The organism is Rhizobium sp. AN68 (genome assembly GCF_030758035.1).
Lineage (GTDB): Bacteria > Pseudomonadota > Alphaproteobacteria > Rhizobiales > Rhizobiaceae > Agrobacterium > Agrobacterium tumefaciens.
On sequence record NZ_JARWMI010000003.1, the window covers coordinates 1,794,071 to 1,820,535 of the forward strand.

The window sequence follows — 26,465 nt, forward strand, 5'->3', positions numbered from 1 at the left end:
TAATTACAGCGAAAAACCGCCTTAAGCGGCTTCGTCCTTCTTGGCGTAAGCCGAGAACACCCGTGCAAGCTGGCTTGCAGGTGCTGCGACAACCGTGGCGACGCGAGTTGCCGGGGCGTTGAGTAGGCCCAGCAGCTTTGCGCGCAGCTCGTCCAGCGAAGGCAGGGTCGCAAGCGACTTGACTGCTTCGGCGTTGAGCGTGGTTGCGCCCATGGAACCGCCGAGAACAACGACTTTATCGTTGGTCTTTGCGAAATCCATGACGACTTTCGGAGCAATCATAGGGTCGACGCTGTATGCAATCAGCGTCTGGCCCTTGAAGAGATCTGTCATCCCTTCCGACTCCGTGCCCTGAAGAGCGATCTTGGCCAGGCGGTTCTTCGCGACCTTGACGGTGCCTCCGGCAGCGCGCATTTTCGAACGGAAGTCGTTCATTTGCGCAACGGTGACACCAGCATAGTGGGCCACGACAACCGAACCGGAAGCCTTGAAGACTTCGTTCAGCTCCGTGACGAATTCGCGTTTTTCCGCTCTTTCCACTGTCTGTCTCCAGTAGACGGGGCCACATAAGTGTGAACCCGTCGGGTTTGCCTTTGCCCCAAGGGACCTTTTTACAAAGATCCCGAGCGACGCTCGAGGATCCTGTCCCCCGCTCTGTCGCCGCAAACGGCTTCAGGCACAGGCACACCAGGTTCGAACCGGACAGTCAGGCATCTGCGATGCCTCAAATCCAGCCTCACCCGTCTCATGCAGGTTGAATGATTAAGGCCAAACCCCGAAGGACATGGCCACCCGCAATCTCGGACAGGAGTTCCGGGTTTCCCCGGAAATCTCCGGCTCCCTGAGAGCCGGAAATTCTTTTAATCACGCTCCCCGACAGGGAAGCACGAGAATTGATTAAGCCGTAACCGACGAAGGTTCGATCTTGACGCCCGGACCCATGGTCGAGGAGATGGCAACGCGCTTGACGTAGTTGCCCTTGGCACCCGTCGGCTTTGCCTTGATGACCGCATCGGCGAAAGCCTTGATGTTTTCTTCAAGAGCCTTGGCGTCGAACGAAGCCTTGCCAATACCAGCGTGTACGATACCGGCCTTTTCGACGCGGAACTCAACAGCGCCGCCCTTGGACGCCTTGACGGCGCCGGCAACATCCATCGTCACCGTACCTACCTTCGGGTTCGGCATCATGCCACGCGGGCCGAGTACCTTGCCGAGACGGCCGACGAGCGGCATCATGTCCGGGGTCGCGATGCAACGATCGAAGTCGATCTTGCCGCCCTGAACGATTTCAACCAGCTCTTCTGCGCCAACAACGTCAGCACCAGCAGCCGTGGCTTCATCAGCCTTGGCGCCACGTGCAAAAACGGCGACGCGAACGTCACGGCCCGTGCCGTTCGGCAGGTTGACAACGCCGCGAACCATCTGGTCCGCATGGCGCGGGTCAACGCCGAGGTTCATCGAAACTTCAACGGTTTCGTCGAACTTGGCGACTGCACGTTCCTTGACCATCGAAATGGCGTCGGTGAGAACGTAGAGCTTGTTAGGATCCACACCTTCGCGGATCTTCTGAATACGCTTTGCTACCTTGGCCATGATCAACCTACTACTTCCAGGCCCATGGCGCGGGCAGAGCCCTCAACCATTGCCATTGCGCCTTCGATATCGGCAGCATTCAGATCCTTCATCTTGGCTTCAGCGATCGTCTTGACCTGAGCCTTGGTGATGGAGCCAACCTTGGCGCCCTTACCAGGCGTCTTGGAGCCGGAGGTGATCTTCGCTTCCTTCTTCAGCCAATAGGTCATCGGCGGCTGCTTCATGACGAAGGTGAAGGACTTGTCCTGGTAATAGGTGATGACGACCGGAATCGGCATACCCTTTTCCATTTCCTGCGTGGCGGCATTGAACGCCTTGCAGAATTCCATGATGTTGATGCCGCGCTGACCAAGTGCAGGACCGATCGGCGGGGACGGATTGGCCGACCCTGCCTTCACCTGCAGCTTGAGCTGGCCCATAACTTTCTTAGCCATATCTCTCTGCCTTTCAATTCAAACCGGTTTCCCGGCTTCTCTCTAGCCGGATCGCTCCGGCGGCTGCGGTTGCGTGGTGCGGCGCCCTGCCCCGGCTATGGGAGCCCGTTTGCCTTCCACGCGATTGGGGTTTCACCCCTCCAGTCAGACCTTCTCGACCTGACTGTATTCCAGCTCGACCGGCGTAGCGCGGCCGAAAATCGAAACTTCCACCTTCAGGCGCGAACGCTCTTCGTCGACATCCTGAACAACGCCGTTGAACGACGCGAACGGACCATCGGAAACGCGAACCTGCTCGCCGACCTCGAACGAAACCGAAGACTTCGGACGCTCGACACCTTCCTGAACCTGACCGAGGATACGATCGGCTTCATAATCCGGAATCGGAACAGGCTTATTGTCCGAACCGAGGAAACCGGTCACCTTCGGCGTGTTCTTGATGAGATGATAGGCCTCATCCGTCAGGTTGGCGCGCACAAGCACGTAACCTGGAAAGAACTTGCGCTCGCTGTCGACCTTGCGGCCACGACGCACCTCGACAACCTTTTCGGTCGGAACGAGGATTTTCTCGAAAAGATGATCAAGACCCTTCTGACGAGCCTTCTCTTCGATCGACTCAGCGACCTTCTTTTCGAAATTCGAATATGCGTGAACGATATACCAGCGCGCTGCCATTTTTATTCTCCGTTCAATCCGTTACCGGCCGACGTTCAGCACGAGGCTAAGCACCCAGCCGATGAGCTGGTCAGCAGCAAAAAAGAACAGAGCCGCAAAAATGACCATCACAAGCACCATAGCCGTCGAAATCATGGTCTCGCGGCGCGACGGCCAAGTGATTTTAGACGCTTCGGCGCGAACCTGCTGCAGAAACGTAAACGGATTGGTTTTGGATGCCATTGACTGCCCACGCAATTACGGCGCGTAAAGCCGAACTAATCAGCCCCACGCACCGCGTGTCTGTTTTGACCTTACATAAACACCGATTCCAGTTTTAACAAGAGGAAATCGACATTCGGCGAAATTCGCCGGAAAACCGGCACCCATCTGCCATGCAGCGAAGACCGCGCTTGCGGATGGAAAGTGGCAGGGGCAGTAAGGCTCGAACTTACGACCTGCGGTTTTGGAGACCGCCGCTCTACCAACTGAGCTATACCCCTTTAACACCTTAGCCGACCACGAAAATCACTTGGCCGCTTCGGTATGCGTTCCCTTTAAGGCGCACGGAAAAGAATGGCAAGCGCTTTTTATTCGCTTTCGGAAGAAACTGTTGACACCCTCCCCGCCACGTTTTTTCCTCGGCCGCTTAACCGGTTACCCCCAAGCCCGTCACCTCAACGAACCCCTTTGCGGCATCCAAATGCGCTGGTTTGATACCTTTCGCAACCGACCTTTAATCTATTACGGCTCAAGCGCACTGCGATCGGACCTGATCAACTGACGCTCCCGATACTTGCGCTTGAAGTGTGCGACGTTGCGCGTCACGGAACGCCGCCATTTACGGACTGTCGCCAGCGAAAAGAATCTGTCGAGTTCTTGCGCCACACCGCGCCAACCACGGCGTTTCTTAAGACCATAATTGCTGCGGCCAAATCCCGAATGGCTGACGCCGGTTTCGGCCAACCACGCCATGATCGCGCCCTGATCCTTATAAAAGATACTAATCTCCGCCTCTGTCCGGAAACCGGCATAACCTTGTGGTAGTTTTTTATAGCAGGACAACCGCTTGACGGTCGGATTGAAGGTGAAGCTATGCCAGACACGATGCGCGGTCGGCGGTATTCGCCAATACCTTAAATCTTCAACTGCCTGCGCCTTACGCCGAATGTCACGGGGCATGTCGTCATCGGTTCTGAGTTGAACGAGCGCCACCTGCGGGTCCCGCTTCAGTATTTCGATGCCCCTGCCGACAACCTTAGAAACAGGAAATGCCCAGTCGTCTTCGAGATGCAGGATGTAAGGGGTTTGCACTTCCGAATATGCCCGGTCGATAGAGCGGTGCTGCCCAATATTGACGCCGTTCAAAATGACGCGGATCGGTTGCTCTGGATACCGCGCCGGAATCGCCCACACCGATTCGTCGTCAGAGTCCTCGATAATGATAAATTCCCGTAGCGGGTAATCATTAGTAGAGAAGAAGCTATCGAGAGTTCCGATGAGAAGATCAGGACGGCGGCAGCTGGTGAGCACAACAGTTAAATCGGACATGAAGTCGTCTCGGAAGAAAACTGGCCGATAAAAACAAGCCAGCCAAGCGATGATTAATATAGTTTCATCTACTTTGAACGAATTACAGGATTATTACGTCACTAATAAAAATATAATTACATAAGAATAAATCATAAATTACAATTATCTTAAATATAGCGCATAATATACGGATAAAATAAGTAAAATATTAGAATTTATACTCACATAATAAAAGTATACGAATCTTTCAACTATATAAATTTACAAAAATCGATTTTTACATAAAAAAAACGGCGGTGCCGAAGACACCGCCGTTTTAGAACTAGATTTTTAAATCCGGCGAAACCGCCGCCTGTCGAAAATTACTCGACGATAGAAGCGACGATGCCAGCGCCGACGGTACGGCCGCCTTCGCGGATAGCGAAGCGCAGCTTTTCTTCCATCGCGATCGGAACGATCAGCTCGACTTCAACAGTCACGTTGTCGCCAGGCATAACCATTTCCGTGCCTTCTGGAAGCGAAACGATACCGGTAACGTCAGTCGTACGGAAGTAGAACTGCGGACGGTAGTTCGTGAAGAACGGCGTATGACGGCCGCCTTCTTCCTTCGTCAGGATGTAGGCTTCTGCCATGAACTTCTTGTGCGGCTTGACCGAACCCGGCTTGCACAGGATCTGACCACGCTCAACGCCGTCACGGGTAACGCCGCGAACGAGAGCACCGATGTTGTCGCCAGCCTGGCCCTGGTCGAGCAGCTTGCGGAACATTTCAACGCCGGTAACCGTCGTCTTCGACGTCGGACGAATGCCGACGATTTCGACTTCTTCACCAACCTTGACGATACCGCGCTCAACGCGACCCGTCACAACCGTACCACGGCCAGAGATCGAGAACACGTCTTCGATCGGCATCAGGAACGGCTGGTCGATCGGACGCTCAGGCGTCGGGATGTAGGCGTCAACAGCAGCCATCAGCTCGCGGATTGCGTCTTCACCGATCTTCTTGTCGGAATCTTCAAGAGCGGCAAGTGCCGAACCCTTGACGATCGGGATATCGTCGCCCGGGAAGTCGTAGGACGACAGAAGTTCGCGAACTTCCAGTTCAACGAGCTCGAGAAGCTCGGCGTCGTCAACCTGGTCGACCTTGTTGAGGAACACGACGATCGCCGGAACGCCAACCTGGCGAGCAAGCAGGATGTGCTCGCGCGTCTGCGGCATCGGGCCGTCAGCTGCAGAGCAAACCAGGATCGCGCCGTCCATCTGGGCAGCACCGGTGATCATGTTCTTCACGTAGTCGGCGTGGCCGGGGCAGTCGACGTGTGCGTAGTGACGGTTCGGCGTTTCGTATTCGACGTGCGCCGTCGAGATCGTGATGCCGCGAGCCTTTTCTTCAGGAGCAGCGTCGATCTGGTCGTACGCCTTGAACTCGCCGAAATACTTCGTGATCGCAGCAGTCAACGACGTCTTGCCGTGGTCGACGTGACCGATCGTGCCAATGTTGACGTGCGGCTTATTGCGCTCAAACTTGCTCTTTGCCATGTGAATTGCTTCCTGTGAACGTGAAGTAGTTTTCCCGGCGAACCGGTTTGGTGTCGCCGTTTAAGGCTTTGTAAGCGAATGCGCAAGACTTAATTGTCAAAGCACGGTCGCGCACGCCTAAGGCGCGCCTCAAGGTGCATATATGGTGCGTTCCGCGCGATATTCAAAGCTGGCTCAGCCTTCCCACGCGGCGGGCAGACGGGACGCACGGACGGGACCCTGCCTGTACCCCTCTTCGCACAATCGGATCGTTAAATAAGCTTTTTCTTTATCACAACTTCTTTACCTGGACCCTCATCATGGCTTAAGGAAATTTCATCTCCGGGGGGAGACGGGCGAGCGGGACGATGCGCCCAGGCGCAAAACCTCTATGCCACATATTGATCAGCCGCGCTTTCCGGCGCGAAATTACATCCGTTTCAGGACCGCTCAATGGAAATCTTCACAGCCGCCGGCTTCACGGCATTCATGCAAGTCATTGCGATCGATCTCGTTCTCGCAGGCGACAATGCCATCGTCATCGGCCTTGCCGCCGCCGGTCTTCCCGCCCATCTTCGCCGCAAGGCGATCCTGGTCGGCATCATCGCCGCCACCGTATTGCGCATCGGCTTTGCCGCCGTCACCGTGCAGCTTCTCTCCATTGTCGGGCTTCAGCTCTTCGGCGGGCTTCTGCTTGCCTGGGTTTGCTGGAAGATGTGGTCCGAACTGCGCGAAGCCGCAGGCTCCATCGAAGACGAGGTGACGGACGAAGAGGCTGACCTGACCAAAGGTCACAAGACCTTCTTTCAGGCCGCAACCCAGATCGTCATCGCCGATGTGTCCATGTCGCTGGACAACGTGCTTGCCGTCGCCGGTGCCGCGCAGGACCATGTCACGGTGCTGATCATCGGCCTCGTCGTCTCGATTGCCCTCATGGGACTGGCCGCCAATTTCGTCGCCAAGTTGCTGCACCGCTACCGCTGGATTTCGTATCTTGGCCTGATGGTCATCATCTATGTGGCGCTCAACATGCTGTATCACGGCGTGATCGAAGTCCTACCCTACATCAAGCCTTATTTCGGCTGAGACTGGCAGTCACATATTCGTCCCGAAAGGCCTGGAAACGAGAGTTTCCAGGCCTTTTCTTTTCATACCCACACAAATGCACCCTTGCCTGCGCAGCATTGCAAGCGCACGCGCAGGTGAAATCGGCGCACAGGGGAATCGGTCTCCGCGTCCGCTGCAACATTCGGATAAGACAGGGAAATCGTGATTTTTTGCCTATGGATTTTGGCAATTGAGGTCAGCCACGGGCAAGCCTAGTGAGCTAGTTAATAAGTCATAAAAATAAAAAGAAAGGTAAAGCTGCCAATGGCTTATGACTGGACCGGCGGTCGCACCCGCCGCCTTCGCAGGATGAAGCTGGGCGCTGCTGCAAGCTCACTAATCCTGCTGGCGCTCTTAACAGCGCTCGTTCTAGGCTGAACGCGCTGCGCGCAATTCAACGCTGACCGGCGGCATGGCAAGGTTTCCCAAAACCGCCCTGCCGCCGCCCTTCGGGGGCAACGTCCATTCTTTGTTGGCAAGTTTTGCCGAATATCAGCCGCGAAGGCATGTCCTGGTTATGCCGCCGATTGAAGCGGGTTCATTTCGGCGCGGAAGCTGCGGCAAGACCTATCGAAACAGCCAATAAATGACGCCAAGCACCAACGTCCACATCAGTAATGATATGGCTAGTACGGCGAGGTAGTTTCGAAATCGTCTGGTCATCCGCCCACATTGCCGGCCAGCCGCCAAGGGACAGCCGTAACCGTTTGATTGCTGGATGCGGATCAAGCCGCAAGATCAACTCTTTCTATCAAGATGCTGAATCGCAAACCATTCGCAGATTTTACCCGCCCGAAACCGGGGTTGCCTGACCATGTGAATATCAACCCGCCGGTAAGCGTGAAAACGCTGGGCCACGCTCGCCGCAGGATTTGCAGGGCACAGGAAAAACCGCACGTCGTTCTGGACGTGGCTCAGACACGCTCCGGTCAACCGAATCGACAAATTAAGTCCTTCGGTATGATGTCTGATGACTCGTCATTGCTGGGGCAACGGCGATCAGCCGCCGCCCCAAAAAAGCGCGTCAGCTCTTCAAAGCCGTATTGCACAGGCTCCAGTAACCGCCACCCTTCTGAATCCACTTGAGATCGCCGAGCGTGCCGTCATCCTTGTTCTTACGATAAGAATCGACGCAGGTCTTCAGGCGGGCCTTGCCAGGAGTCTCGCTTGAATATTTCTTATCGACAGCACTCGGAAATACGACGCTCTTAGGAGCCTTTATCGTCGCCTTTTCGGGTTCTTTGTCGGTGGTAGCCGCAACTTGCTTGTCGTCGGCCGCGCTCTCGGCAGCAGCGTCGCTACCGCAGAACTTGGCGCGATAGTCGTTCCACTTGACGTCCTTCGCCGACCCGTCGGCTTTCGCCGCCTGGTATTTCACGCTGCACTCTTTCATGGTGAGCGCCGCTGCGGGGGAGACAAACGCCGCCGATGCGAGCAGCGCTAAGGATGAGAGAATTACAACCCTGTTGATCATCGAAGACTCCCGTGTGCATGATTGCCGGAAGACTATCCGACCGGACTTTCCGCTTGTCAACGAGCAGTGCAACAAGCACTCAAAGTCGAATTGGCGGGGAGCAAAATGTGCTCATCGGGCGTGGCGTTTTCGCGGTGAGGACGGCATCACTCAGTGACCACGGATATCCACAATCAGCCCGCCGCCAGAGGCATCTCCGCCTTGCCACGCGAACGACGGCAGCACCGCCCAACGAATCACGTATTCGTGTGACGTCAACCATGCATCGGAACGAAATTCCTTAATTTTCGTTAGCATCTCGAACGAATAACGAGGATTTATCGATGTTGAGGATGCCGAAGACTATCTCCGCGCTCGCTCTTGGCGTCGCAATATCTACCGCTTCAACCTTGCCCGCCAGTGCGCTGAGCCTCATACAGCCGGCCTACGAACAACAGGAGCAGGCGCAGAATTCCGACGGTCGCGGCTATCCCGCATCCGCCTTTGCCGCGGGCAAGGGTGAAGAGGCGTCATCCAACGGTTACGCCCTCTCAGAATCGGAAATAAACCACGTAAAATGGTGTGCAGCGCGTTACGCATCATACCATCCAACCGACAACAGCTATATGGCAGCCGCCGGCATACGGACGCAATGTCGTTCACCGGATTGATTCAGCCGTGCCCCAGCGCACCGCGTCCCAGCCAATAAGATAAAATTTACTTTAAATTCTATTGACCTGAACCTTTGTCCGGGTTGGCCGTTTGAAGCGCGTGCCAGCGAGGAAACGCGATGATGTGGAATCTTGAAAAACTTGAGCAAGAGCGACTTGATCTGATCGAGGTCATTACTGCCCTGCGCCACACTGAACGCCTGTCGACCGCAGATCGCACCTCGATCTTTGAGAAAATTACGGCGCATATGGTGAGGTTAAGCGAGCTCGACGCAGAGAAAATGCGGATTCAGTCGGCCTTGGAGGCGAGCTGAAAACAGCCAACGCTGATTGGAGTCTGCACATCGGCGCGAGGCAAAATTATCGATCTTTTTGAGAAGTTTTGGAGCGGGTAGCGGGAATCGAACCCGCGTATTCAGCTTGGAAGGCTGCTGCTCTACCATTGAGCTATACCCGCGGTGGTGATTTTGATCCTGCGCAGAATGGTGGAGGGAGTTGGATTTGAACCAACGTAGGCGTAGCCAACGGATTTACAGTCCGTCCCCTTTAACCACTCGGGCATCCCTCCAGCTATCTGCTAGGATCGAGCAACCAAGCTCTTCAGATTTCTCTCCGGCGAAGCGCCGTTGCGTCGTCTGTGGCGCGTATATGACGGCCTCGTTCGCTTCTGTCAACACGCCGTTTCACGAATTTTCGGGAAAAAATTCAAACCTCTTTGCAGGCCTGTGGATTATCGCGGGGGCTGGTGTGCGTCGCATCCCGGAGATATAAGGCGCCATGAGCAAAGACGATCCAAACGACAAATCCACCCGCGACACGCACTACGCCACCCTGCGCCGTGCTGTGCGCGATGCCAAACGCGAGAGGGGCGAAATTCCGACCCCGCAGCAGCCGAAGCGCCGGAATCGTGGCGCGGAAGACTGGAAGCCGCCGCAGCTTGCGCCGGATCAGGTCCACCTTTACGGCCTGCATACCGTGCGTGCGGCGCTTTCCAATCCCGAACGGCAACTCATCAAGCTGTCGGTTACCCTGAATGCCTTTGCGCGTCTGGATATCGGCGAAGCGGATGCGCAGCCCTTCCCGGTAGAGATTGTCTCACCGCAGGATATCGACAAGGTGCTCGGCCCCGAGGCGATCCATCAGGGCGTGATGCTGGAAACCAGGCCGCTTCCGGTCAAGAAACTCGATGCGCTGAAGAAAAGCCCGTTGATCCTCGTGCTCGATCAGGTTACCGACCCGCACAATGTCGGCGCCATCATGCGCTCGGCGGTCGCCTTCAACGCCGGCGCCGTCATCACTACCATTCGCCATAGCCCGACGGAGTCTGGCGTGCTTGCGAAGTCTGCGTCCGGCGCACTGGAACTCATTCCCTATATCCAGATCACCAACCTTGCCGATACATTGGGCGAGCTGCACAAGCTTGGCTTCTTCTCGGTCGGTCTGGATTCGGAAGGCCCCGCCCCCATCGAGCAAACCTTCACCGGCGCAAAGATCGCCCTGGTGCTGGGAGCCGAAGGCAAGGGGCTGCGCCAGAAGACCCGCGAAACCGTTTCGGCGCTCGCCCGTCTCGATATGCCGGGCGAGATCAAATCGCTCAACGTATCGAATGCGGCAGCCATCGCCCTTTATGCAACGCAGCAATTTCTGGGCAAAGCGTCGTCCTGACGCTTACCCTTCCTTGCGAAATCACAAAGCGCAACGCATGCTGCGCCTTTGACATTCGCAAGGAGCAAATCTCGACATGACCGACCTGCCCATCAAACCGACCGGCGAGCTGACGCTGCGGACGCTCGCAATGCCGGCCGACGCCAATCCGGCCGGTGATATTTTCGGCGGCTGGGTCATGTCCCAGATGGACTTGGCCAGCGGCATCCGCGCCGCGGAGCGGTCTCGCTGTCGCGTGGTCACTGCGGCGGTCAAGGAAATGGCTTTCGAGTTGCCGGTGAAGATCGGCGACACGCTGTCCATCTACACCGATATCGCCCGGCTCGGCCGCACCTCCATCACGCTGACGGTCGAGGCCTGGGCGCAGCGCTCCCGTTACGACAAGCTGGAAAAAGTCACCGCCGGAACCTTTATCATGGTGGCGATGGACGAAAACGGGCAGCCGACGCCCATCCCTCCGACGGAGTAGGGTGCGATGGAGGCCGCCGTCAACGCCGCGGAAGCCTATGCGCATATCCGCGCCGTCATGGGCATGGTGGTCGGCCTCAGCCTCGCCCGCTTGCTGACCGGCCTTGCCGGTTTCGTGCAGCATCCCAAGAAGGAGCGCATCTATCCCCTGCATATCGGCTGGGTGGCGTTCCTGTTTCTGATGCTCGTGCATTTCTGGTGGTGGGAACACCGGCTTTCCGCCACCAGCCACGTCCTCGGCTTCGGCGCGTTCCTGTTCCTGATCCTGTTCTGCTCGCTGTTCTATTTCCTGTGCGTGTTGCTGTTCCCCTCAGACATGAAGGAATACAAGGGATACGAGGACTATTTCTTTTCCCGTAAAAGCTGGTTCTTCGCGTTTCTCGCCGCACTTTTCGTCACGGATATAGGCGATACGCTGCTGAAGGGACAGGACTACCTCTCCTCGCTGGGCGCTGAATATCTCATCCGCACCGCTATTTACGTCGTTCTGTTCACACTGGCAGCTTTCATCGGCAACCGACGCTTTCACAGGTTTCTCGTCATTTTCGCCCTGATTTATCAGGTAGTCTGGATATTCAGGACCTACGACCTGCTGGCCTGAACATTCCCATCCCTACGCCGGGTGATAATTGAAAACAGGCCTCGTCTTTCGCCATCGTGTCGCGGTGACACGGCCCGATAAATATGGCATTTCGCTGCAATGGGATTCATTCGCAGGATAATGCAGGACAGAAGTTCGGCTGGCGCCATCGCCACGCTGGCGGTCCTGCTTTTTCTCCTGCAAGGGCTCGTGAATGGCCTGACCAGCGGCAATATGGCCTCAGCCGCGCTGGCGACCGGTGAGATCATCTGTTCCAGCCACATGCCCGAAGGCGGTTCGGGCAAACCGAACCCGGCCTCCAACCCTGCGGGCAAGCTCGCCGACAATTGCTGCGGCACGCTCTGCCGTCTGGCCTCCGTTACCATCGCCGCTCTTCCCGTTACTCCCGTGGAGCGTGCGGACGGCATCGTCCGGGTCGTCGAAGTCGACTTTCTCGACCGCGACACGGCATTGCCGCCGCCACCACCCAATCTGGAATCGCGCCCACGCGCACCGCCTCCCTCTCTGCAAATGTAAAGAGCGATCCGGCCCTGCCGGATAATCAACTTTTCTGCGGAGACATCCATGTCCGTTACGACCTCTTTCGAGGGCGAGCGCGCGCCTGCGCAATCCTCGTCCGTCAACCTGTACCGCGCCGTATGGCGCTGGCACTTCTACGCTGGCCTTTTTGTACTGCCCTTTCTGATATCGCTGGCCGTCACCGGTGCGCTCTATCTGTTCCGGGACGAATTCGACAATCTCATTCATTCGGACCTGAAGCGCATCGAAGTGGCGCAGAACGTGCCGAAAGCACTCCCCTCCGATATTCTCGCCGCAGCCGTTGCGGCCGTTCCCGGCACTGCGGTGAAATACACCACGCCAGGCGATCCGGGTGCCTCGACGGAAATTACCGTCAGTACGAGCGAAGGGAAACGCGCCGTCTACGTCAACACCTATACCGGGCAGGTTGCCGGTTCACTGCCGGATCGTGGCACCATCATGTGGACGATCCGATACATCCACAGCCTGAAATATTTCGGCACCTATACCCGCTATCTGATCGAGATTGCCGCCGGCTGGTCCATCCTGCTCGTCGCCACCGGCATCTATCTGTGGTGGCCTAGGAGGCAGAGCGGCGGTGTCTTGACCGTGCGCGGCACGCCGAAAAAACGCGTCTTCTGGCGCGATACCCATGCCGTCACCGGCATTTTCGTCGGCTTTTTCATCGTATTTCTAGCAGTCACCGGAATGCCCTGGTCGGGCGTGTGGGGCGCCAAGGTCAACGAATGGGCAAACGGCAGCAATTTCGGATATCCGGCAGGCGTGCGGACCGATGTTCCAATGTCCGGCGAGCATCTCGATCACATGGCCAAGACCAGCTGGTCGCTGGAGCAGGCGAAAGTACCGGAATCCACCGCATCCGCCACCGGGCAACCAATCGGCATAGATGCAGCCATCGCGCGTTTCGACGGGCTCGGTCTTGCCACTGGTTATACCGTCGTGCTGCCGACCAAACCGACAGGCGTCTATAGCGGCTCCGTCTATCCCGACGACCTTTCAAAGCAGCGCGTCGTCCATCTCGATCAATATAGCGGCAAACCGCTGATCGACATGAGCTATTCCGACTACGGTCCACTTGGAAAGGTGCTGGAATGGGGGATCAACGTGCATATGGGCCAGCAATTCGGCCTCGCCAACCAGATCGTGTTGCTGGCAGCCTGTGTCGGCATCGTCCTGCTTGCCGTTTCCGCCGGCATCATGTGGTGGAAACGACGCCCCAGAGGTTCGCTCGGCGTGCCACCATTGCCGCAGGATAAACGCGTCTTGCGCGGCCTGCTGGCGCTGCTGGCCATCGGCGGCATCCTGTTCCCGCTGGTTGGCGCAAGCCTGCTGGTGATGCTTGTTCTCGATCTGATCGTGCAGTCCCGCGAAAAGCAACGCGCTGCCTGACAAAAAACACGGCCGGGAGATATCCCCCGGCCGTGTCCTTCTGAATTCCGGGCGGTTGGCAGAAGCTCGGCCTTAGAGCACGTCCTGTTTAAACAGAATCGTTTGACGCGCTCTAACTGTTTGTTTCTACGAATTTTCCGGACATAAAACCGCTACGCACTTCTACTGGAAATGCTCTAGAACATCGTATTCTTGTTTGCAGCCTTTTCCGGAACCGGCTGGATCACGTCCCAATGTTCGGTGATCTTGCCGTCGGTGACCCTGAAAATATCGACGATGGCGGCTCCGCGCGCACCCTCTTTATCCGTGGAATGGATGTGCAGATAAACCAGATCTCCATCCGTGGCGCTGCGCACGATCCGGGATTTCGCCTGCGGGTTTTCCTTGAAGAAGCCGGTGAAATAGTCGACGAATGGCTTCTTGCCATCAGGCACCATCGGATTGTGTTGCTTGTAGCTGTCGACGATGACGGCAGCGCCCTTCGCCACCTCGTGCTTGTTGAAGACGGTGTCGTAAAAATCGATCACCAGCTTGCGGTTGGCTTCTTCCTGAACCAGATCGCGCTTGGCGGTTTCCGCCAGAACGGGCGCGGCCATCAGCGCGGGCGCGAGGGCAAGAGCAGCGATGGCAAGACGACGTGTCATGAAATTCATGGATGAGACCTCTCAGTAACCGACGGTGAAACGCTGACGGGAATGCTGCGGCTTTTCGATTTCATCGACAAGCGCGATGGCGTAGTCTTCAAAGGAAATGCGGCTGCCAGCTTCGTTGCTCAAAAGGCTGTCCTTGCCGATACGGAATTTGCCCGTTCTTTCCCCCGGCACGAATTCGGCCGATGGCGACAGGAAGGTCCAGTCGAGCTGCTTTTCCCCTTTCAGACGGTCCAGAAACTCCGCTCCCTTTGTCGCCTCTGCCTTGTAGGCGGCCGGGAAGTCCGGCAGGTCAACCACGCGCTGGCCCGGCGCAATTTCAAGGCTGCCGGCGCCACCCACGACGAGATAACGGGAAACGCCCGAGGCACGGACGGCCTCGATCAGCATCACCGGATCGCTCGCAGTGAAGTGCACGGCGCTGATCACGGTATCGTGACCCTTAAGCAGTTCCGAAAGCCCTGCCTGATCGAAGACATCGCCCTTTTTTGCCACTACGTTCGGCAGGCTGGCGATCTTTTCTGGGTTGCGGGCGATCGCCGTCACCTGGTGCCCCCGGTCGGAAAGTTCCTTCAGAATACGGGATCCGGCATTGCCGGAGGCTCCGATGAGCGCGATTTTAGCCATGGCTTTTTCCTTTGTAGGCATCGTTATAGGTCTAGATAATAGACCGCTAGGGGAAGCTATGGTATCGCAGCCCCGGCTGCAAGAAGTCAGCCGACGCTGATCAGGTCACACGGCGATGACCTGAAAGGGCACGAAAATGGAAAGAGCAGGGAAAATGCCGGATACGCAAACCAAGGAAATCTTCGCCTTCGACCAGCCCTGCCCCATCCGCGACGTGCTGGATCGCATCGGCGATCAATGGAGCCTGCTGGTTCTGGAAGCGCTTCAGGGCGGGGTTCTGCGTTTCAACGAACTGAACCGCAAGATCGACGATATTTCCAAGCAGATGTTGTCACGCACGCTGAAACGGCTGGAGGAAGACGGTTTCATTCGCCGCACGCTCTATGCGCAGGTGCCACCGCGCGTGGAATACGAACTGACCAATCTCGGCCGTTCGTTTCTGGTGCCGATGCAATTGCTGGTGCAGTGGGCGGACGAGAACCACGTCCGCATTTGTACGGCGCGGTTGGACTATGCCAATGGTGGAACGGGATCGTAACACCGTTCCTCGTGCCGTGGCGAAACCTGTCCGCCACGGCAATAGAAAGGCACTATAGCAATCAGGAGCGGAAGATGAAGGAAGCGCCGAAAGCGATGAGCGCAAAACCGATCACGTGGTTGATCGTGATGCTTTCCTTCAGCCAGAAGACCGAGAACAGCGCAAAGACCGCAAGCGTGATAACTTCCTGAATGGTCTTGAGCTGCGCGGTCGAATATACCTCCGATCCCATGCGGTTCGCGGGGACTGCGAGCATGTATTCGAAGAAAGCGATGCCCCAGCTTGCGACAATCGCAAGGAAGAGTGCGCTGCCCTTGTGCTTGAGATGCCCATACCAGGCGAAAGTCATGAAAACATTGGAGACGATGAGCATCAGGACAGGCCAGATGTGGGCAGGGCTGATCGAGAACGGCATGATTGTTCCTGAATGAAGAAGGGAGGGATGTCACGAAAGGCAGTTTGAAAACGCAACCGTCATTTTTGTCTTTGCTTTAACTTACCGCCGTATGAAACGGAACCGGATTCTATCAAAGCGTATTCGGCCGCTATGCAACGTATCCGGCCAAATTTTGTTCCCCGCGCTTCGTTTCCTTTTTGTACTCATTTTTTCTTGGCCTCCCCTTCCCTTTGCGCGTGACTCCCTCCATATTTCGCGCATGGCCAGATCACCCAAAAATTCCAAACCCTCGAATTCCGGCTTCGAGGAAGCTCCGCAATCGTCGTTCGAAGGCGCGCCGCTCAGCGGCAGCGTTGCCGATTGGGTAAAGCAGCTCGAGGCGGAAGCCGAAGCCGGCTCGGTGGAAACCCAGCGCGAAGTCGCCTCGAAAGCTGGCAAGCACCGCAAGAAGATCGAGATCGAAGCGCGCAAGGAAGCGGAAAAAGCGGCCAACAAAACGGCTAAAAACACCACGGCTTCCAAGACAGCGCGCGGCGTTTCCATCGGCGCGTCGAGCGATCCAAAAACCCGCGCCGCCGCCGGTCTCAATCCAGTGGCTGGCATGGACGTTTCCCTGGAGGAGGCGGCCAATCTCGCACCGGGTGCCGTCACCGCCACCGTCGAGGCGCTGTCGGCGCTTATCGAGAGCGGCAATCCGCTGTTCAAGGACGGCAAGATGTGGACGCCGCACCGGCCGGCCCGTCCGCCGAAATCCGAAGGCGGCGTTACAATCCGCATGGACTCGGAGTATCAACCGGCAGGCGACCAGCCGACGGCGATTGCCGATCTCGTGGAAGGCATCAATTCCGGCGAGCGCAGCCAGGTCCTGCTCGGCGTCACCGGCTCCGGCAAAACCTTCACCATGGCCAAGGTGATCGAGGCAACCCAGCGCCCGGCCGTCATCCTTGCGCCCAACAAGACGCTGGCCGCGCAGCTCTATTCCGAGTTCAAGAACTTCTTCCCCGACAATGCGGTAGAGTACTTCGTCTCATATTACGATTATTATCAGCCGGAAGCCTATGTGCCGCGCTCCGACACCTTCATCGAGAAGGAATCCTCGATTAACGAACAGATCGACCGGATGCGTCACTCCGCGACCCGCTCGCTGCTGGAACGCGACGACTGCATCATCGTCGCTTCGGTCTCCTGCATCTATGGTATCGGCTCGGTGGAAACCTATACAGCCATGACCTTCCAGATGCAGGTGGGCGACCGGCTGGACCAGCGCCAGCTTCTGGCCGACCTTGTGGCCCAGCAATACAAGCGCCGCGACATGGATTTCCAGCGCGGCTCCTTCCGCGTGCGCGGCGATACCATCGAAATCTTCCCTGCCCACCTTGAGGATGCCGCCTGGCGCATCTCGATGTTCGGCGACGAAATCGATTCCATTACCGAATTCGACCCGCTGACCGGCCAGAAAACCGGCGATCTGCAATCCGTCAAGATCTACGCCAATTCGCACTATGTCACCCCGCGCCCGACGCTGAACGGCGCGATCAAGTCGATCAAGGAAGAGCTGAGGGTCCGCCTCGCCGAGCTGGAAAAGGCGGGACGTCTGCTGGAAGCCCAGCGGCTGGAACAGCGCACGCGTTACGACATCGAAATGCTGGAGGCGACCGGCTCCTGCGCCGGTATCGAAAACTATTCGCGTTATCTCACCGGCCGCAATCCCGGTGAGCCGCCGCCAACGCTGTTCGAATATATCCCTGATAATGCGCTGCTTTTTATTGACGAAAGCCACGTATCGGTTAGCCAGATCGGTGGCATGTATCGCGGCGACTTCAGGCGCAAGGCGACGCTGGCCGAATATGGCTTCCGCCTTCCCTCCTGCATGGACAACCGCCCGTTGCGCTTTGAGGAATGGGATGCGATGCGGCCGCTGACGGTCGCGGTTTCGGCCACCCCCGGCTCGTGGGAAATGGAACAGGCCGGCGGCGTCTTCGCCGAACAGGTCATCCGCCCGACAGGACTCATCGATCCGCCGGTCGAGGTGCGCTCCGCCCGCAGCCAGGTGGACGATGTTCTCGGCGAAATTCGCGAGACCGCCGCTAAGGGTTACCGCACGCTCTGCACCGTGCTGACCAAGCGCATGGCTGAAGACCTGACCGAATATCTGCACGAACAGGGCGTTCGCGTGCGTTACATGCACTCGGATATCGACACGCTGGAACGCATCGAGATCATCCGCGACCTGCGCCTTGGTGCCTTCGACGTGCTTGTCGGTATCAACCTTCTGCGCGAAGGCCTCGATATTCCAGAATGCGGTTTCGTCGCGATCCTCGATGCCGACAAGGAAGGCTTCCTGCGTTCGGAAACTTCGCTGATCCAGACCATCGGCCGCGCCGCCCGTAACGTCGACGGCAAGGTAATCCTCTATGCCGACAATATCACCGGCTCGATGAAGCGGGCGATGGAGGAAACCTCCCGCCGCCGCGAAAAGCAGATGGCCTATAACGCCGAACACGGCATCACGCCGGAATCGGTCAAGGCGAAGATTTCCGATATTCTTGATTCAGTTTATGAGCGTGATCACGTAAGGGCCGATATTTCAGGCGTTTCCGGCAAAGGCTTCGCCGATGGCGGCCATCTGGTCGGCAACAATCTGCAGTCCCATCTCAACGCGCTGGAAAAATCCATGCGCGATGCCGCAGCCGATCTGGACTTCGAAAAAGCCGCCCGCCTGCGTGACGAAATCAAGCGCCTCAAGGCCACCGAACTCGCCGTCATGGACGACCCGATGGCGAAGGAAGAGGCGAAATCGCTTGAGGGTGGCGGCAGAAGCAAGAAAAAAGAAACGAGCGCCCGCAACGGGTCGATCTCCCCTCTTGCAGGAGACATATCGGGCGTGACAGAGGACGGTGCTGCTTCCGCAAACGAAAGTGGAAAATCTCTCTTCGCCAAACCTTCGCTGGACGAAATGGGTCCCGGCTCGGACACGGGCAAGCCGCTGTTCCGCAGGAACACGCTGGACGAGATGACCGTTGGCCGCACCGAGAAGCCGGTGCGTGGCGAAGTTCCCGGCAAACCCGAGACGGAAACCGGCAAACGTTTCTCACCGCTCATGGAAGGCCAACCTGAGCGAACCAAGGACGATCCCCGCCCCCTCGTGCGCGGCAAGATCGGAGCGGGTTCCTATGAGGATGCCGGCGAACAGAAGCGCAAAAGCCGGACGAAGGGGAAGACGGGGCGTCCCGGTCGCTGACGCGCAACGGCGCAATCTGGATAGACACCGCATGCATCGAAAAAACCTGGCGGCCTTATGCCTCGTCTTTTTCTCAAGCCCAGTCCTTGCCGGGCAGATTGAGGACGCCAACTTCCACAGCGCCGCCCTGAACGCACCGCTGCCCGTCAACATCTACCGACCGGATGGCACGCCGCCGGAAAACGGCTGGCCGGTGCTTTATCTCCTGCACGGCCATGATGGTGACCAGAACAGCTGGCGGGATCTAGGCAATATCGAAAAGACGCTGGACACGCTGATTGCGGCTGGCACCATCCGCCCGCTGGTTGTCGTCATGCCAGGCGTTAAAAACAGTTGGTATGTGGATTCGGCCGCTGTCGGTGGTCCCGGCGATTACGAGACGGCCCTGACTGGCGATCTGCGCCATCAGGTGGAAAAAACGCTGCCGGTGCGAAAAGATCGCGAAGGGCGCGCCATCGCCGGGCTGTCCATGGGCGGTTTCGGCGCATTGCATCTGGCTTATGGCCACGAAGACCTCTATGGCGCAGTCGCCAGTCTGTCCGGCGCGATCTGGCAGAACGTGCCCGCCTCCGATCTCGACAAAACGCCCGCGGAACTCAAGCTCATTCAGGACAGCGCCTTCTTCCACCGCGTCGACCGCACCACCGTCACCAGCGGAATCGTGCTGCCCTCCACCGGCGATCACTTCTCCGGCGCCTTCGGCACGCCCTTCGATGCGAGACTCTTCAATGAGAAGAACGTCTTCACCCTTGTTGCACAGCACGTCGCCGAAAGCCAAGAATTGCCCACCACCTATCTGACAGTTGGCGACGACGACGGCTTCTTCCTCTGGCGCGGCGCCATCGCCCTGCACGAAACGCTTCAGGCCGACAATCGCAAATCCCAATTGCGGATCACCGATGGCGATCACGTCTGGTCAGTGTGGAAAGTGTCAATTATCGACGCGCTGAAGTTCGTCGATGGGGAATGGGACAAGGCAACGGACGTTGGGAAAGATTGACTGCCTACTCGATTACCCAGCCTTATTCCCCGTGCGTTTCTTTCCAGCCTTCCCCGCCACATTTAACGCCACCGCCGCGCGGATCAGCGCCACCAGTGCCTCCTCGTCGATCTCATCTCCCTCGTGAAAGTCGATGGCGCGCCGCGTATTGCCCTCAAGGCTCGAATTGAACAGGCCGGCCGGGTCTTCAAGCGATGCGCCCTTCGCAAACGTCGTCTTCACGGCTGTCTTGTAGGTTTCGCCAGTGCAGATGATACCGGCATGCTCCCAGACGGGCACGCCGCGCCATTTAACCTCCTCCGTCACATCCGGATCGGCCTTCCTGATCAGCGCCCGGATGCGAGCAAGCGTCTCGCCACGCCAGTCGCCAAGCTCCGCGATCTTTCGATCGATGAGAACCGACGGTGCATTCTCCTCCGCTTCCTTGCTGTCAGTGTTTTTTGCCATAACGTCCTCCCGATTTTGCGTTCCAGTGCTCCCGCTACCAGCATAAACCAAAATTTCCTGCGCTCCCACGCGGAACCAAATCCGGCCTTCACCGTTTCTTCCCCGAACGAAACGTTCAGCATACAAAGGGAAGAAACATCATGAAAATCAACGTCATCGCTCTCGCTGCCGCAGCAGCCCTCTCCTCTTCCGTGGCTTTTGCCCAGACGGCTGCGACTGCGCCTGCTGTTGGCGCCGATGCGACTTTGTCCGGTCCCGGCATCACCATGGGCACCAAGGCTAACGGCCCGCTGAAGTTCGTCAATGTCCAGAAAACCGACCTCACCGCCTCCCAGCTCGACGGTCTGGATATCTATAACGCCCAGAACGAAAACATCGGCGAAATCGAGGATGTCGTCATCGGCGATGGCAAATCGGTGATCGGCCTCGTTGCCAGCGTCGGCGGTTTCCTCGGCATCGACAAGAGCTATGTGGTGCTCGACCCGGCCTCGGTTGCAGTCCACAACGACAACGGCACCTGGAAGGCCTATGTCGATACCACCAAGGAAGCGCTGCAGAACGCACCGAAGCTCGACTACGACAAGCTGGACGACTGATTCCCCTGCAGTCGCAAGCTTGACCCCCGCGATCCGTCGCGGGGGTTTTTCGTGTGTGGAATTTCGGCGCAGTATCCGACAATCCCTCTCTCACGGCGCTTGCCTAGCAGCCCAGCTCTCGCCTATCTTCGGCGCGCAAGACACCAAGGATCGATGCGTGCCCGCCAAAACTCTCTCTTCCCTCACCATCAGCGCTATGACGATATTGCTGAGCACCCTTCCGCTATCAGCACAGTCAGCCGGCTGGAAACCAGCCGAGCAGATAAAAACCTATGCGATCAGCGGTGATACGGGTGGAGCGCTTTACCAGTCCATAGGCGAGCGCGGCCCGACCGCCGGTGTGCAGGCCATCGCCCACACCACCTTCAAGCTGACATGGCGGCGCGATTATCGTCCGCAACCGGACGGTGCCTGCGTACTGGCCACCGCCAAGCCCAATCTCACAATCATCTATACCTGGCCGAAAGCGCCGGCCAGATTGCCGCCCGCGGTCGCCGCCAGCTGGAAAACCTTCATTTCCGGTGTGGAAACCCATGAGCGCGTTCATGGCGAGCACATTCTCGACATGGTGCAGAAGATCGAGGCATTCAGCACCGGTCTGAGAGCGGAAAACGATCCGAAATGCCAGAAAGTGCGCGTTGTCCTTCAACAGCGGCTTGGTGAGCTATCCAACGAGCAACGCCAGCGCGGACGCGATTTCGACCGGGACGAGCTTTCGCCCGGTGGCCGCGTGCATCAGCTCATCCTGGCGCTCGTCAACGGTCCCTAAAAACTCCAGGGGGAAACGGCTATTCCGCCGCCTCGCCTTTCAGCAGCGGTTCGGAAAGCGATATGCTTTCCAGCTCGTAGGAATAGCCTTCCAGCATCGTATAGGCCTGCTCGATTGCCTCTATCTGCGCTTCCGCATTGCGGATGGCTTCGGCGATGGACTGGCTGCGCGCACGCAACATGGAACTCAAAACATCGGTCTCCGGCTTTCTGCCCAGCCGGTCCATATGTTTGCGCACCCGCGTGCGGTGACGCTCCAGTTCCAGAATGTGAAAGCGGCTTTTCAGGATATCGTCGGTCAGCTTGCGGCGCATGGCGGCCACTGGGTCGAAGCTGCCGGGCTCGCGCTCGTCCAGAATGAATTCGTTGACCAGAGTTTCCAGCATCAGCAGGCCTTTGAGGTCCTTGGCATCGGCAAGCTGCGGATCGTAACCGGTATCGTCGAACACCTTGCGGCGCACCGGATCCTTCAAAAGCTCGTAAGCGGTTTGCAGGCGTGCGAATTGGTCGGTATCGCCCCCGCTGTCGGGATGGGCGGCTTTCGCCACCTTCCGGTAAGCGGACTTGATCGCCGCCTCGTCGGCATCACGCTCCACGCCAAGCAAAACATAGGGATCGATCACTAAAACACCTTCAAACGCAAACTGTTACCGCATGCCATACGCCACCCCCGTGCGGCTCGCGCACAGATCATAAGCGAATTCCGCCCGCGCGGCACCCCCGCGCCGGCGCAAAAGCCCTTGATCCTCAAATTTGTCGGACCCATGGCGACTATAATCACGGGCGGGACAAAATTGTGGAAAGTCATGGCAAAACACGCCGGGCCAAGCTGTCTACCCATGCGGAAAACCGTGCAACCCGCAGGTTTTACGGTGCTTATGGTGGAACGGCTCCAACGGGTGTAAGCTTGGCTTTTGGATCTGAAGGGAGGGACGATCCGATGCCGCAAACCATTACCCAGACAGTGACGGATTATGTGCACGCCATGGCCTATGCGGATGAAGGCCTGATGCGTGATGTTTTCGATCCGCGCGCCAGCATCGTCGGGACGTTTCAGGGTGAAACGGAATGGCTCTCACTGGAGGACTTCGCCGAGCAGATACGGAAAAGCGAACGCGGCCTGCCCGATCACGACCCCGTCTTCGAAATCCTCGGCATCGACAAGGAAGGCGACAGCGCGTCCGTGAAGCTGACGACGAGTTTCGACGGCATGGATTTTAGCGAATACCTGTCCTTGCTGGAGCGCGACGGCAACTGGGCAATCGTGCACAAGCTATATCACATCAAGCCATAGGCGTTGTGCGAATGCAGGAATAATAGCGGGGAAATGGCCAAGCCATTGAAAATACTGGTGCCCCCGACAAGGTTCGAACTCGTGACCCCCTGATTACAAATCAGGTGCTCTACCAACTGAGCTACAAGGGCAATCCAGTGCCTTGCCAACTATCAGATTCTCACTTCGTGTAAAGCAAAAATTGATTGCGCGCCGTTGGGAGACCTCTTTTCCACACCGTACCTGTGGGTTTCAATCACCAGGTCGCGGGAAAAGGCCTGCAAAATAAGCGAAGTATTTACGCGATGCAGCTAAAATGGCGATAATTCATAACCATCCCACCGGGAATAACGCATCGCATGCGCGCAAGCATACAGAAAATCCAACTAACCGGTACGATCGTCATAGCGGTAAGTTCCATCTTGTTGGCAACCCTTGCCGCCCTGCCGAGCGTTTCCAGTTACTTACGCTACCGGACCAATGCGCAGCAACTCAGCCGCTTCGAAACGGCCCTCCAGTCCGCATGGCTGGTATCGGCCGAGCGTGGTCCCGCCAATAATTTGATGGGCGCGTCTTCCCCTGATGCAAAACTGGTCCAGGAGCTTGCCGCAGCGCGCAAGGCAACGGACGACAAGCTGGTGGAACTCGAAAACTCTTTTGCCGCGGAAATCAGCGCGCAGCCAGAATTGGCAAAATCGCTGGTCGATACACGCCGAAAACTGGCGCAATCCCGAGAAGCGGTCGATCAGGTTGCTGCACTTCCGGAATCCGCGCGCAGCTACACGGCAATGTCCAACGCAATTTTTGCGATGTTCAAGGCGGCGGACAGCGTCAACATGCTGCGTGGCAAGACCGCACGCGCGATCATCAAGGTAACGCCCAATGTAGCGATCGACATCGCCATGACCGGCACTGCCGGAGTGATGCGGGACCGGATCGGTCGCCTCGGTTCCTACGTGGTCATGAGCCTGCGGGCGAACAGGCAGGACAAGCTGAGCCTCCGCGCCAAATTCGACACGGAAATACAGAGCCTCACACTGCTGAAATCGTCGCTGACGAACTACACCGCCGCTTACCTGTCCACACCACGCGTCGATGCAGCGTTTCGCGATATTGAAATCTTCTATTTCGGCCAGGCGCTTCCCTATGCGCAGAATACGATTGCGATGGTGGTGCCGTCCGCGCAGCCAAGCCTTCGCGAATTCTCCGAAAACTACATCAAGGGCATGCGTTCCTCGAGCACATTGCGCGACCTTATTCTCGCCGAAACACGGGCAAGGATAGAAAGGAACAAGGAACAGGCGTTGATCTATGGTGGAACGTCTCTCCTCCTCGCTCTCATCGCGGTTCTGGTATTGCTGCGGCTTGCATCGGTTTACAGAACGGCACTGTTCCGCCCCATGCAATCCGTCCAGACGCAGATCGCCGCAATCGCCGCTGGCGATCTTTCAGGAGCCCTGTATCAGGACAAGGCTGCTCCGGAAGTGAAGAAAATGTTCGAGGAACTGGATTTCCTGCGCGAGCAGCTTCGCCAGAAGGAAGAAATGGAAAAGCAGCAGTCCGCGCTGGCCGAACAATTACGCACGCTTTCAGAAACAGATGCCTTGACCGGTGTGTCCAATCGCCGTGCGTTGGAAAAGACCGTTCGTGCCATATTGAGCGGCGAGGAGCAGTTGCAGGCGCTTGGCGTGATGATTGTCGACATCGACCACTTCAAATCCATCAACGACCGTTATGGCCATGCCATGGGCGACCTCGCGCTACAGAAGACAGCGACTCTTTTAAGAGGCGCCCTCCGTAAAAACGATATTCTGGCGCGCTATGGCGGCGAGGAATTCGTGGTCGTGTTGCAGGATGTCAGCCACGCGACGGCGACCGCCACCGCCGACCGCCTGCGCCGGCTGATTGAAGCCCAGGTCATTGATGAACAAAGCGGGCTGTCACTGACGGCAAGTTTCGGCGTGGTCTGGCAGGAGGCACGTGCGATCAACAGCTGGGACGAGCTGATCGCAATTGCCGACGACCGGCTTTATGAGGCCAAGCGTGCGGGCCGCAACCGGGTGTGGGCGACCTATTTCCCCAAGGTCGCCAACGGCTAGGCAGCCCGGAGCGGCAGGTCAGATCAGATCGAGCGTCATAACGACAGGGCAATGGTCGGAAGCTTTGGGGCGGTCCCAGCCGGTGCGCGGATAACGATCCACCTCCTGCCCCGGCGGAAAGACCGTCCTGTAAGGCTGGCCAGCGCGGATGATTTCGGGAACCCTTGTCGCATTGATCTGCGCGAGATGCGGGGAAAGCCAGATATAATCGAGCTGGCAGAGATGCTGTTCCTGTGGCCCGCGCGAATGATAGAGCGTCCAGCGATCCATGACGTCACGGCGCGACATCGGATTGGTCACAAAATCATCCGCCGTGAAGATATCGAGCGCGCTCCGCTCCTCTTCGACCGGCGTAAAGCTGTAGCCGCTGCGCCGGTCGCCGGAAATCGAAATGCGTTCCTGATAATCATTCATGTCGCCGCAGATGGCAAAATTCTTGTTGCGGGTATTGTTTGCGCCCCAGCGGTTTTCGATGATGCGGCGAACGGCCATGGCTTCCGCCTCGCGAATCGGCATGGTGGCGAGCCGGGCATCTATGGCGTCACGGGCATTGGTCATGGATTTGAAATGCGTGACGTAAAGCGTCAGCGGTTTGCCGCCGATCCTCAGATCGATTTCCAGACAATCGCGTTTGAAAATCTTGTCGTCTATCTGGTTGGTCGCGGCAAGTGCGGGATTGAAGAGATCGAGATTGCGGTAGGTTAGCGCAGCGTGGCTCTTGATGTCGATGACCTCGATCTTGTCGCCGTCTCGGGTCTGCTCGCGCATGACGACGGCGACATCGATGCCGCGGCTGTCATTGCCCTCGACCAGATATTTCTGCAGATAGCCGTTGCCGACCATGCGGTAGAGATAGCCATATTCGAAAGCCTGCAGGGCAGCCATGTTGTCGACTTCCTGCAGGCAGAGAATGTCGGCATCCGCATCCGCAATGGCCAGCGCCGAAAGTTGCCGCGTATCGTCTGTGGAAGAGACTGCCCGCGCACTTTCCAGCGCCTGATAGGTCGCCTCGTCCCTGATATCGAAAAGCTGGATCGCCCTGTCGCGCCGCGTCTGGTTGCGAAAACCGGTAAAGTCGAAACGGGTGAGAAGATTTTCGATATTGAAGGTGGCGAGCCGAAGCGACATGTTTCATTCCTGTTGCTGGAATGGGAGCTTAGCCGCTCCCGTTCGGTCTCGCCAGTGGCCTGTCGCGTCGATCAGA

29 protein-coding genes and 4 tRNA genes are annotated in these 26,465 nt (G+C 57.5%); 15 read left to right on the forward strand and 18 right to left on the reverse strand.

All coding sequences use genetic code 11. The features are described from left to right. Nucleotides 1–21 precede the first annotated feature (21 nt). The 8 genes from rplJ to tuf all read right to left on the reverse strand — a co-directional run bounded on the left by rplJ (nucleotide 22) and on the right by tuf (nucleotide 5,752). Complete coding sequence (gene rplJ / locus RBH71_RS21860) at nucleotides 22–540, reverse strand: 50S ribosomal protein L10 (protein WP_003519348.1); 519 nt, start codon at nucleotides 538–540, stop codon at nucleotides 22–24. A gap of 357 nt (nucleotides 541–897) precedes the next feature. After that, entirely contained in the window at nucleotides 898–1,593 is a 696-nt protein-coding gene (rplA, locus tag RBH71_RS21865) for a 50S ribosomal protein L1 (protein ID WP_003519350.1), read from the reverse strand. 2 nt (nucleotides 1,594–1,595) lie between these two features. After that, the gene (gene rplK / locus RBH71_RS21870) at nucleotides 1,596–2,027 is read right to left on the reverse strand and encodes a 50S ribosomal protein L11 (protein WP_003519352.1); all 432 of its coding nucleotides are present in this window, start codon (nucleotides 2,025–2,027) and stop codon (nucleotides 1,596–1,598) included. A gap of 144 nt (nucleotides 2,028–2,171) precedes the next feature. Further along, nucleotides 2,172–2,702 carry a transcription termination/antitermination protein NusG gene (gene nusG, locus RBH71_RS21875; RefSeq protein ID WP_003519353.1) on the reverse strand — a complete coding sequence of 177 codons (531 nt, stop codon included), beginning with the start codon at nucleotides 2,700–2,702 and terminating at the stop codon, nucleotides 2,172–2,174. Nucleotides 2,703–2,723: 21 nt separating this feature from the next. Then, nucleotides 2,724–2,924: a preprotein translocase subunit SecE gene (secE, locus tag RBH71_RS21880; protein ID WP_003507689.1), complete on the reverse strand. Its 201-nt coding sequence runs from the start codon at nucleotides 2,922–2,924 to the stop codon at nucleotides 2,724–2,726. Nucleotides 2,925–3,108: 184 nt separating this feature from the next. Continuing rightward, nucleotides 3,109–3,184, reverse strand: a tRNA-Trp gene (locus RBH71_RS21885). Between the two features lie 241 nt (nucleotides 3,185–3,425). Then, nucleotides 3,426–4,232, reverse strand: coding sequence for a glycosyltransferase family 2 protein (locus RBH71_RS21890; RefSeq protein WP_003519354.1), 807 nt, complete (start codon nucleotides 4,230–4,232; stop codon nucleotides 3,426–3,428). A 344-nt stretch (nucleotides 4,233–4,576) separates the two neighbouring features. Further along, nucleotides 4,577–5,752: an elongation factor Tu gene (tuf, locus tag RBH71_RS21895; protein ID WP_013636434.1), complete on the reverse strand. Its 1,176-nt coding sequence runs from the start codon at nucleotides 5,750–5,752 to the stop codon at nucleotides 4,577–4,579. A 432-nt stretch (nucleotides 5,753–6,184) separates the two neighbouring features. Between tuf and RBH71_RS21900 the strand changes: the two genes are divergently transcribed. After that, complete coding sequence (locus RBH71_RS21900; protein ID WP_003513029.1) at nucleotides 6,185–6,817, forward strand: TerC family protein; 633 nt, start codon at nucleotides 6,185–6,187, stop codon at nucleotides 6,815–6,817. Nucleotides 6,818–7,862: 1,045 nt separating this feature from the next. On the opposite strand, the gene RBH71_RS21905 is transcribed toward RBH71_RS21900, so the two are convergent. Next, nucleotides 7,863–8,312: a hypothetical protein gene (locus RBH71_RS21905; protein WP_003513030.1), complete on the reverse strand. Its 450-nt coding sequence runs from the start codon at nucleotides 8,310–8,312 to the stop codon at nucleotides 7,863–7,865. 323 nt (nucleotides 8,313–8,635) lie between these two features. Here RBH71_RS21905 and RBH71_RS21910 point away from each other — a divergent pair, with 323 nt between their 5' ends. Next, on the forward strand, nucleotides 8,636–8,962 hold the full coding sequence (locus RBH71_RS21910) for a BA14K family protein (RefSeq protein ID WP_035251814.1): 327 nt from the start codon (nucleotides 8,636–8,638) through the stop codon (nucleotides 8,960–8,962). Between the two features lie 119 nt (nucleotides 8,963–9,081). After that, entirely contained in the window at nucleotides 9,082–9,276 is a 195-nt protein-coding gene (locus RBH71_RS21915; protein ID WP_013636443.1) for a hypothetical protein, read from the forward strand. A 69-nt stretch (nucleotides 9,277–9,345) separates the two neighbouring features. On the opposite strand, the gene RBH71_RS21920 is transcribed toward RBH71_RS21915, so the two are convergent. Both RBH71_RS21920 and RBH71_RS21925 read right to left on the reverse strand, forming a co-directional pair. After that, a tRNA-Gly gene (locus RBH71_RS21920) sits at nucleotides 9,346–9,419 on the reverse strand. Between the two features lie 26 nt (nucleotides 9,420–9,445). Beyond that, nucleotides 9,446–9,530, reverse strand: a tRNA-Tyr gene (locus RBH71_RS21925). A 209-nt stretch (nucleotides 9,531–9,739) separates the two neighbouring features. On the opposite strand from RBH71_RS21925, the gene rlmB reads away from it, so the two are divergent. The 5 genes from rlmB (at nucleotide 9,740) to RBH71_RS21950 (ending at nucleotide 13,625) form a co-directional block, all read left to right on the forward strand. Further along, nucleotides 9,740–10,627 carry a 23S rRNA (guanosine(2251)-2'-O)-methyltransferase RlmB gene (gene rlmB / locus RBH71_RS21930; protein ID WP_003513033.1) on the forward strand — a complete coding sequence of 296 codons (888 nt, stop codon included), beginning with the start codon at nucleotides 9,740–9,742 and terminating at the stop codon, nucleotides 10,625–10,627. Between the two features lie 76 nt (nucleotides 10,628–10,703). After that, on the forward strand, nucleotides 10,704–11,096 hold the full coding sequence (locus RBH71_RS21935; RefSeq protein ID WP_003513034.1) for an acyl-CoA thioesterase: 393 nt from the start codon (nucleotides 10,704–10,706) through the stop codon (nucleotides 11,094–11,096). Between the two features lie 6 nt (nucleotides 11,097–11,102). Then, nucleotides 11,103–11,696, forward strand: coding sequence for a hypothetical protein (locus tag RBH71_RS21940; protein WP_003513035.1), 594 nt, complete (start codon nucleotides 11,103–11,105; stop codon nucleotides 11,694–11,696). A gap of 99 nt (nucleotides 11,697–11,795) precedes the next feature. Further along, nucleotides 11,796–12,212, forward strand: a complete 417-nt coding sequence (locus RBH71_RS21945) for a DUF2946 family protein (protein WP_003513036.1) — start codon at nucleotides 11,796–11,798, stop codon at nucleotides 12,210–12,212. A gap of 48 nt (nucleotides 12,213–12,260) precedes the next feature. Continuing rightward, entirely contained in the window at nucleotides 12,261–13,625 is a 1,365-nt protein-coding gene (locus RBH71_RS21950; protein WP_003513037.1) for a PepSY-associated TM helix domain-containing protein, read from the forward strand. Nucleotides 13,626–13,801: 176 nt separating this feature from the next. Here RBH71_RS21950 and RBH71_RS21955 read toward each other — a convergent pair whose 3' ends face one another. Together RBH71_RS21955 and RBH71_RS21960 are read right to left on the reverse strand one after the other, a co-directional pair. Then, nucleotides 13,802–14,278: a nuclear transport factor 2 family protein gene (locus tag RBH71_RS21955; RefSeq protein WP_003513038.1), complete on the reverse strand. Its 477-nt coding sequence runs from the start codon at nucleotides 14,276–14,278 to the stop codon at nucleotides 13,802–13,804. 12 nt (nucleotides 14,279–14,290) lie between these two features. Beyond that, the gene (locus RBH71_RS21960; RefSeq protein WP_323687489.1) at nucleotides 14,291–14,902 is read right to left on the reverse strand and encodes an NAD(P)-dependent oxidoreductase; all 612 of its coding nucleotides are present in this window, start codon (nucleotides 14,900–14,902) and stop codon (nucleotides 14,291–14,293) included. Nucleotides 14,903–15,056: 154 nt separating this feature from the next. Between RBH71_RS21960 and RBH71_RS21965 the strand changes: the two genes are divergently transcribed. Continuing rightward, on the forward strand, nucleotides 15,057–15,440 hold the full coding sequence (locus RBH71_RS21965; RefSeq protein ID WP_003513040.1) for a winged helix-turn-helix transcriptional regulator: 384 nt from the start codon (nucleotides 15,057–15,059) through the stop codon (nucleotides 15,438–15,440). A gap of 61 nt (nucleotides 15,441–15,501) precedes the next feature. Here the strand turns inward: RBH71_RS21965 and RBH71_RS21970 are convergent, their stop codons facing one another. After that, the gene (locus RBH71_RS21970) at nucleotides 15,502–15,855 is read right to left on the reverse strand and encodes a DMT family protein (protein WP_003513041.1); all 354 of its coding nucleotides are present in this window, start codon (nucleotides 15,853–15,855) and stop codon (nucleotides 15,502–15,504) included. Nucleotides 15,856–16,096: 241 nt separating this feature from the next. Between RBH71_RS21970 and uvrB the strand changes: the two genes are divergently transcribed. Next, nucleotides 16,097–19,078 carry an excinuclease ABC subunit UvrB gene (gene uvrB, locus RBH71_RS21975; protein WP_003513042.1) on the forward strand — a complete coding sequence of 994 codons (2,982 nt, stop codon included), beginning with the start codon at nucleotides 16,097–16,099 and terminating at the stop codon, nucleotides 19,076–19,078. Between the two features lie 31 nt (nucleotides 19,079–19,109). Beyond that, on the forward strand, nucleotides 19,110–20,078 hold the full coding sequence (locus RBH71_RS21980) for an alpha/beta hydrolase family protein (RefSeq protein ID WP_323687490.1): 969 nt from the start codon (nucleotides 19,110–19,112) through the stop codon (nucleotides 20,076–20,078). A 12-nt stretch (nucleotides 20,079–20,090) separates the two neighbouring features. Here the strand turns inward: RBH71_RS21980 and RBH71_RS21985 are convergent, their stop codons facing one another. Next, nucleotides 20,091–20,525, reverse strand: coding sequence for a DUF1801 domain-containing protein (locus tag RBH71_RS21985; RefSeq protein ID WP_003513044.1), 435 nt, complete (start codon nucleotides 20,523–20,525; stop codon nucleotides 20,091–20,093). A 140-nt stretch (nucleotides 20,526–20,665) separates the two neighbouring features. On the opposite strand from RBH71_RS21985, the gene RBH71_RS21990 reads away from it, so the two are divergent. Then, nucleotides 20,666–21,121, forward strand: coding sequence for a PRC-barrel domain-containing protein (locus RBH71_RS21990; protein ID WP_003513045.1), 456 nt, complete (start codon nucleotides 20,666–20,668; stop codon nucleotides 21,119–21,121). A gap of 157 nt (nucleotides 21,122–21,278) precedes the next feature. Next, complete coding sequence (locus RBH71_RS21995) at nucleotides 21,279–21,890, forward strand: DUF922 domain-containing Zn-dependent protease (protein WP_003513048.1); 612 nt, start codon at nucleotides 21,279–21,281, stop codon at nucleotides 21,888–21,890. Nucleotides 21,891–21,909: 19 nt separating this feature from the next. Here RBH71_RS21995 and RBH71_RS22000 read toward each other — a convergent pair whose 3' ends face one another. Then, nucleotides 21,910–22,512: a J domain-containing protein gene (locus RBH71_RS22000; protein ID WP_003513049.1), complete on the reverse strand. Its 603-nt coding sequence runs from the start codon at nucleotides 22,510–22,512 to the stop codon at nucleotides 21,910–21,912. Nucleotides 22,513–22,829: 317 nt separating this feature from the next. On the opposite strand from RBH71_RS22000, the gene RBH71_RS22005 reads away from it, so the two are divergent. Next, on the forward strand, nucleotides 22,830–23,183 hold the full coding sequence (locus RBH71_RS22005) for a nuclear transport factor 2 family protein (protein ID WP_003513050.1): 354 nt from the start codon (nucleotides 22,830–22,832) through the stop codon (nucleotides 23,181–23,183). Between the two features lie 55 nt (nucleotides 23,184–23,238). On the opposite strand, the gene RBH71_RS22010 is transcribed toward RBH71_RS22005, so the two are convergent. Next, nucleotides 23,239–23,314: transfer RNA gene (locus RBH71_RS22010), tRNA-Thr, on the reverse strand. Nucleotides 23,315–23,521: 207 nt separating this feature from the next. Between RBH71_RS22010 and RBH71_RS22015 the strand changes: the two genes are divergently transcribed. After that, nucleotides 23,522–25,261 (forward strand): sensor domain-containing diguanylate cyclase, encoded by a 1,740-nt coding sequence (locus tag RBH71_RS22015; protein ID WP_003513052.1) that lies wholly within the window; start codon nucleotides 23,522–23,524, stop codon nucleotides 25,259–25,261. 18 nt (nucleotides 25,262–25,279) lie between these two features. Here the strand turns inward: RBH71_RS22015 and RBH71_RS22020 are convergent, their stop codons facing one another. Beyond that, nucleotides 25,280–26,389: an endonuclease/exonuclease/phosphatase family protein gene (locus tag RBH71_RS22020; protein ID WP_003513055.1), complete on the reverse strand. Its 1,110-nt coding sequence runs from the start codon at nucleotides 26,387–26,389 to the stop codon at nucleotides 25,280–25,282. Between the last annotated feature and the right edge of the window lie 76 nt (nucleotides 26,390–26,465).

Coding starts and splice junctions, on each gene's coding strand:
- RBH71_RS21890 (WP_003519354.1), bottom strand. CDS start 4,232: ATGTCCGATTTAACTGTTGTGCTCACCAGCTGCCGCCGTCCTGATCTT.
- RBH71_RS21915 (WP_013636443.1), top strand. CDS start 9,082: ATGATGTGGAATCTTGAAAAACTTGAGCAAGAGCGACTTGATCTGATC.
- RBH71_RS21940 (WP_003513035.1), top strand. CDS start 11,103: ATGGAGGCCGCCGTCAACGCCGCGGAAGCCTATGCGCATATCCGCGCC.
- RBH71_RS22005 (WP_003513050.1), top strand. CDS start 22,830: ATGCCGCAAACCATTACCCAGACAGTGACGGATTATGTGCACGCCATG.
- secE (WP_003507689.1), bottom strand. CDS start 2,924: ATGGCATCCAAAACCAATCCGTTTACGTTTCTGCAGCAGGTTCGCGCC.
- RBH71_RS21905 (WP_003513030.1), bottom strand. CDS start 8,312: ATGATCAACAGGGTTGTAATTCTCTCATCCTTAGCGCTGCTCGCATCG.
- RBH71_RS21970 (WP_003513041.1), bottom strand. CDS start 15,855: ATGCCGTTCTCGATCAGCCCTGCCCACATCTGGCCTGTCCTGATGCTC.
- rlmB (WP_003513033.1), top strand. CDS start 9,740: ATGAGCAAAGACGATCCAAACGACAAATCCACCCGCGACACGCACTAC.
- RBH71_RS21910 (WP_035251814.1), top strand. CDS start 8,636: ATGTTGAGGATGCCGAAGACTATCTCCGCGCTCGCTCTTGGCGTCGCA.
- RBH71_RS21935 (WP_003513034.1), top strand. CDS start 10,704: ATGACCGACCTGCCCATCAAACCGACCGGCGAGCTGACGCTGCGGACG.
- RBH71_RS21990 (WP_003513045.1), top strand. CDS start 20,666: ATGAAAATCAACGTCATCGCTCTCGCTGCCGCAGCAGCCCTCTCCTCT.
- RBH71_RS21985 (WP_003513044.1), bottom strand. CDS start 20,525: ATGGCAAAAAACACTGACAGCAAGGAAGCGGAGGAGAATGCACCGTCG.
- RBH71_RS22020 (WP_003513055.1), bottom strand. CDS start 26,389: ATGTCGCTTCGGCTCGCCACCTTCAATATCGAAAATCTTCTCACCCGT.
- uvrB (WP_003513042.1), top strand. CDS start 16,097: ATGGCCAGATCACCCAAAAATTCCAAACCCTCGAATTCCGGCTTCGAG.
- tuf (WP_013636434.1), bottom strand. CDS start 5,752: ATGGCAAAGAGCAAGTTTGAGCGCAATAAGCCGCACGTCAACATTGGC.
- RBH71_RS21965 (WP_003513040.1), top strand. CDS start 15,057: ATGCCGGATACGCAAACCAAGGAAATCTTCGCCTTCGACCAGCCCTGC.
- nusG (WP_003519353.1), bottom strand. CDS start 2,702: ATGGCAGCGCGCTGGTATATCGTTCACGCATATTCGAATTTCGAAAAG.
- RBH71_RS21980 (WP_323687490.1), top strand. CDS start 19,110: ATGCATCGAAAAAACCTGGCGGCCTTATGCCTCGTCTTTTTCTCAAGC.
- RBH71_RS21950 (WP_003513037.1), top strand. CDS start 12,261: ATGTCCGTTACGACCTCTTTCGAGGGCGAGCGCGCGCCTGCGCAATCC.
- RBH71_RS21945 (WP_003513036.1), top strand. CDS start 11,796: ATGGGATTCATTCGCAGGATAATGCAGGACAGAAGTTCGGCTGGCGCC.
- RBH71_RS22015 (WP_003513052.1), top strand. CDS start 23,522: ATGCGCGCAAGCATACAGAAAATCCAACTAACCGGTACGATCGTCATA.
- rplK (WP_003519352.1), bottom strand. CDS start 2,027: ATGGCTAAGAAAGTTATGGGCCAGCTCAAGCTGCAGGTGAAGGCAGGG.
- RBH71_RS21960 (WP_323687489.1), bottom strand. CDS start 14,902: ATGGCTAAAATCGCGCTCATCGGAGCCTCCGGCAATGCCGGATCCCGT.
- RBH71_RS21900 (WP_003513029.1), top strand. CDS start 6,185: ATGGAAATCTTCACAGCCGCCGGCTTCACGGCATTCATGCAAGTCATT.
- rplA (WP_003519350.1), bottom strand. CDS start 1,593: ATGGCCAAGGTAGCAAAGCGTATTCAGAAGATCCGCGAAGGTGTGGAT.
- RBH71_RS21955 (WP_003513038.1), bottom strand. CDS start 14,278: ATGAATTTCATGACACGTCGTCTTGCCATCGCTGCTCTTGCCCTCGCG.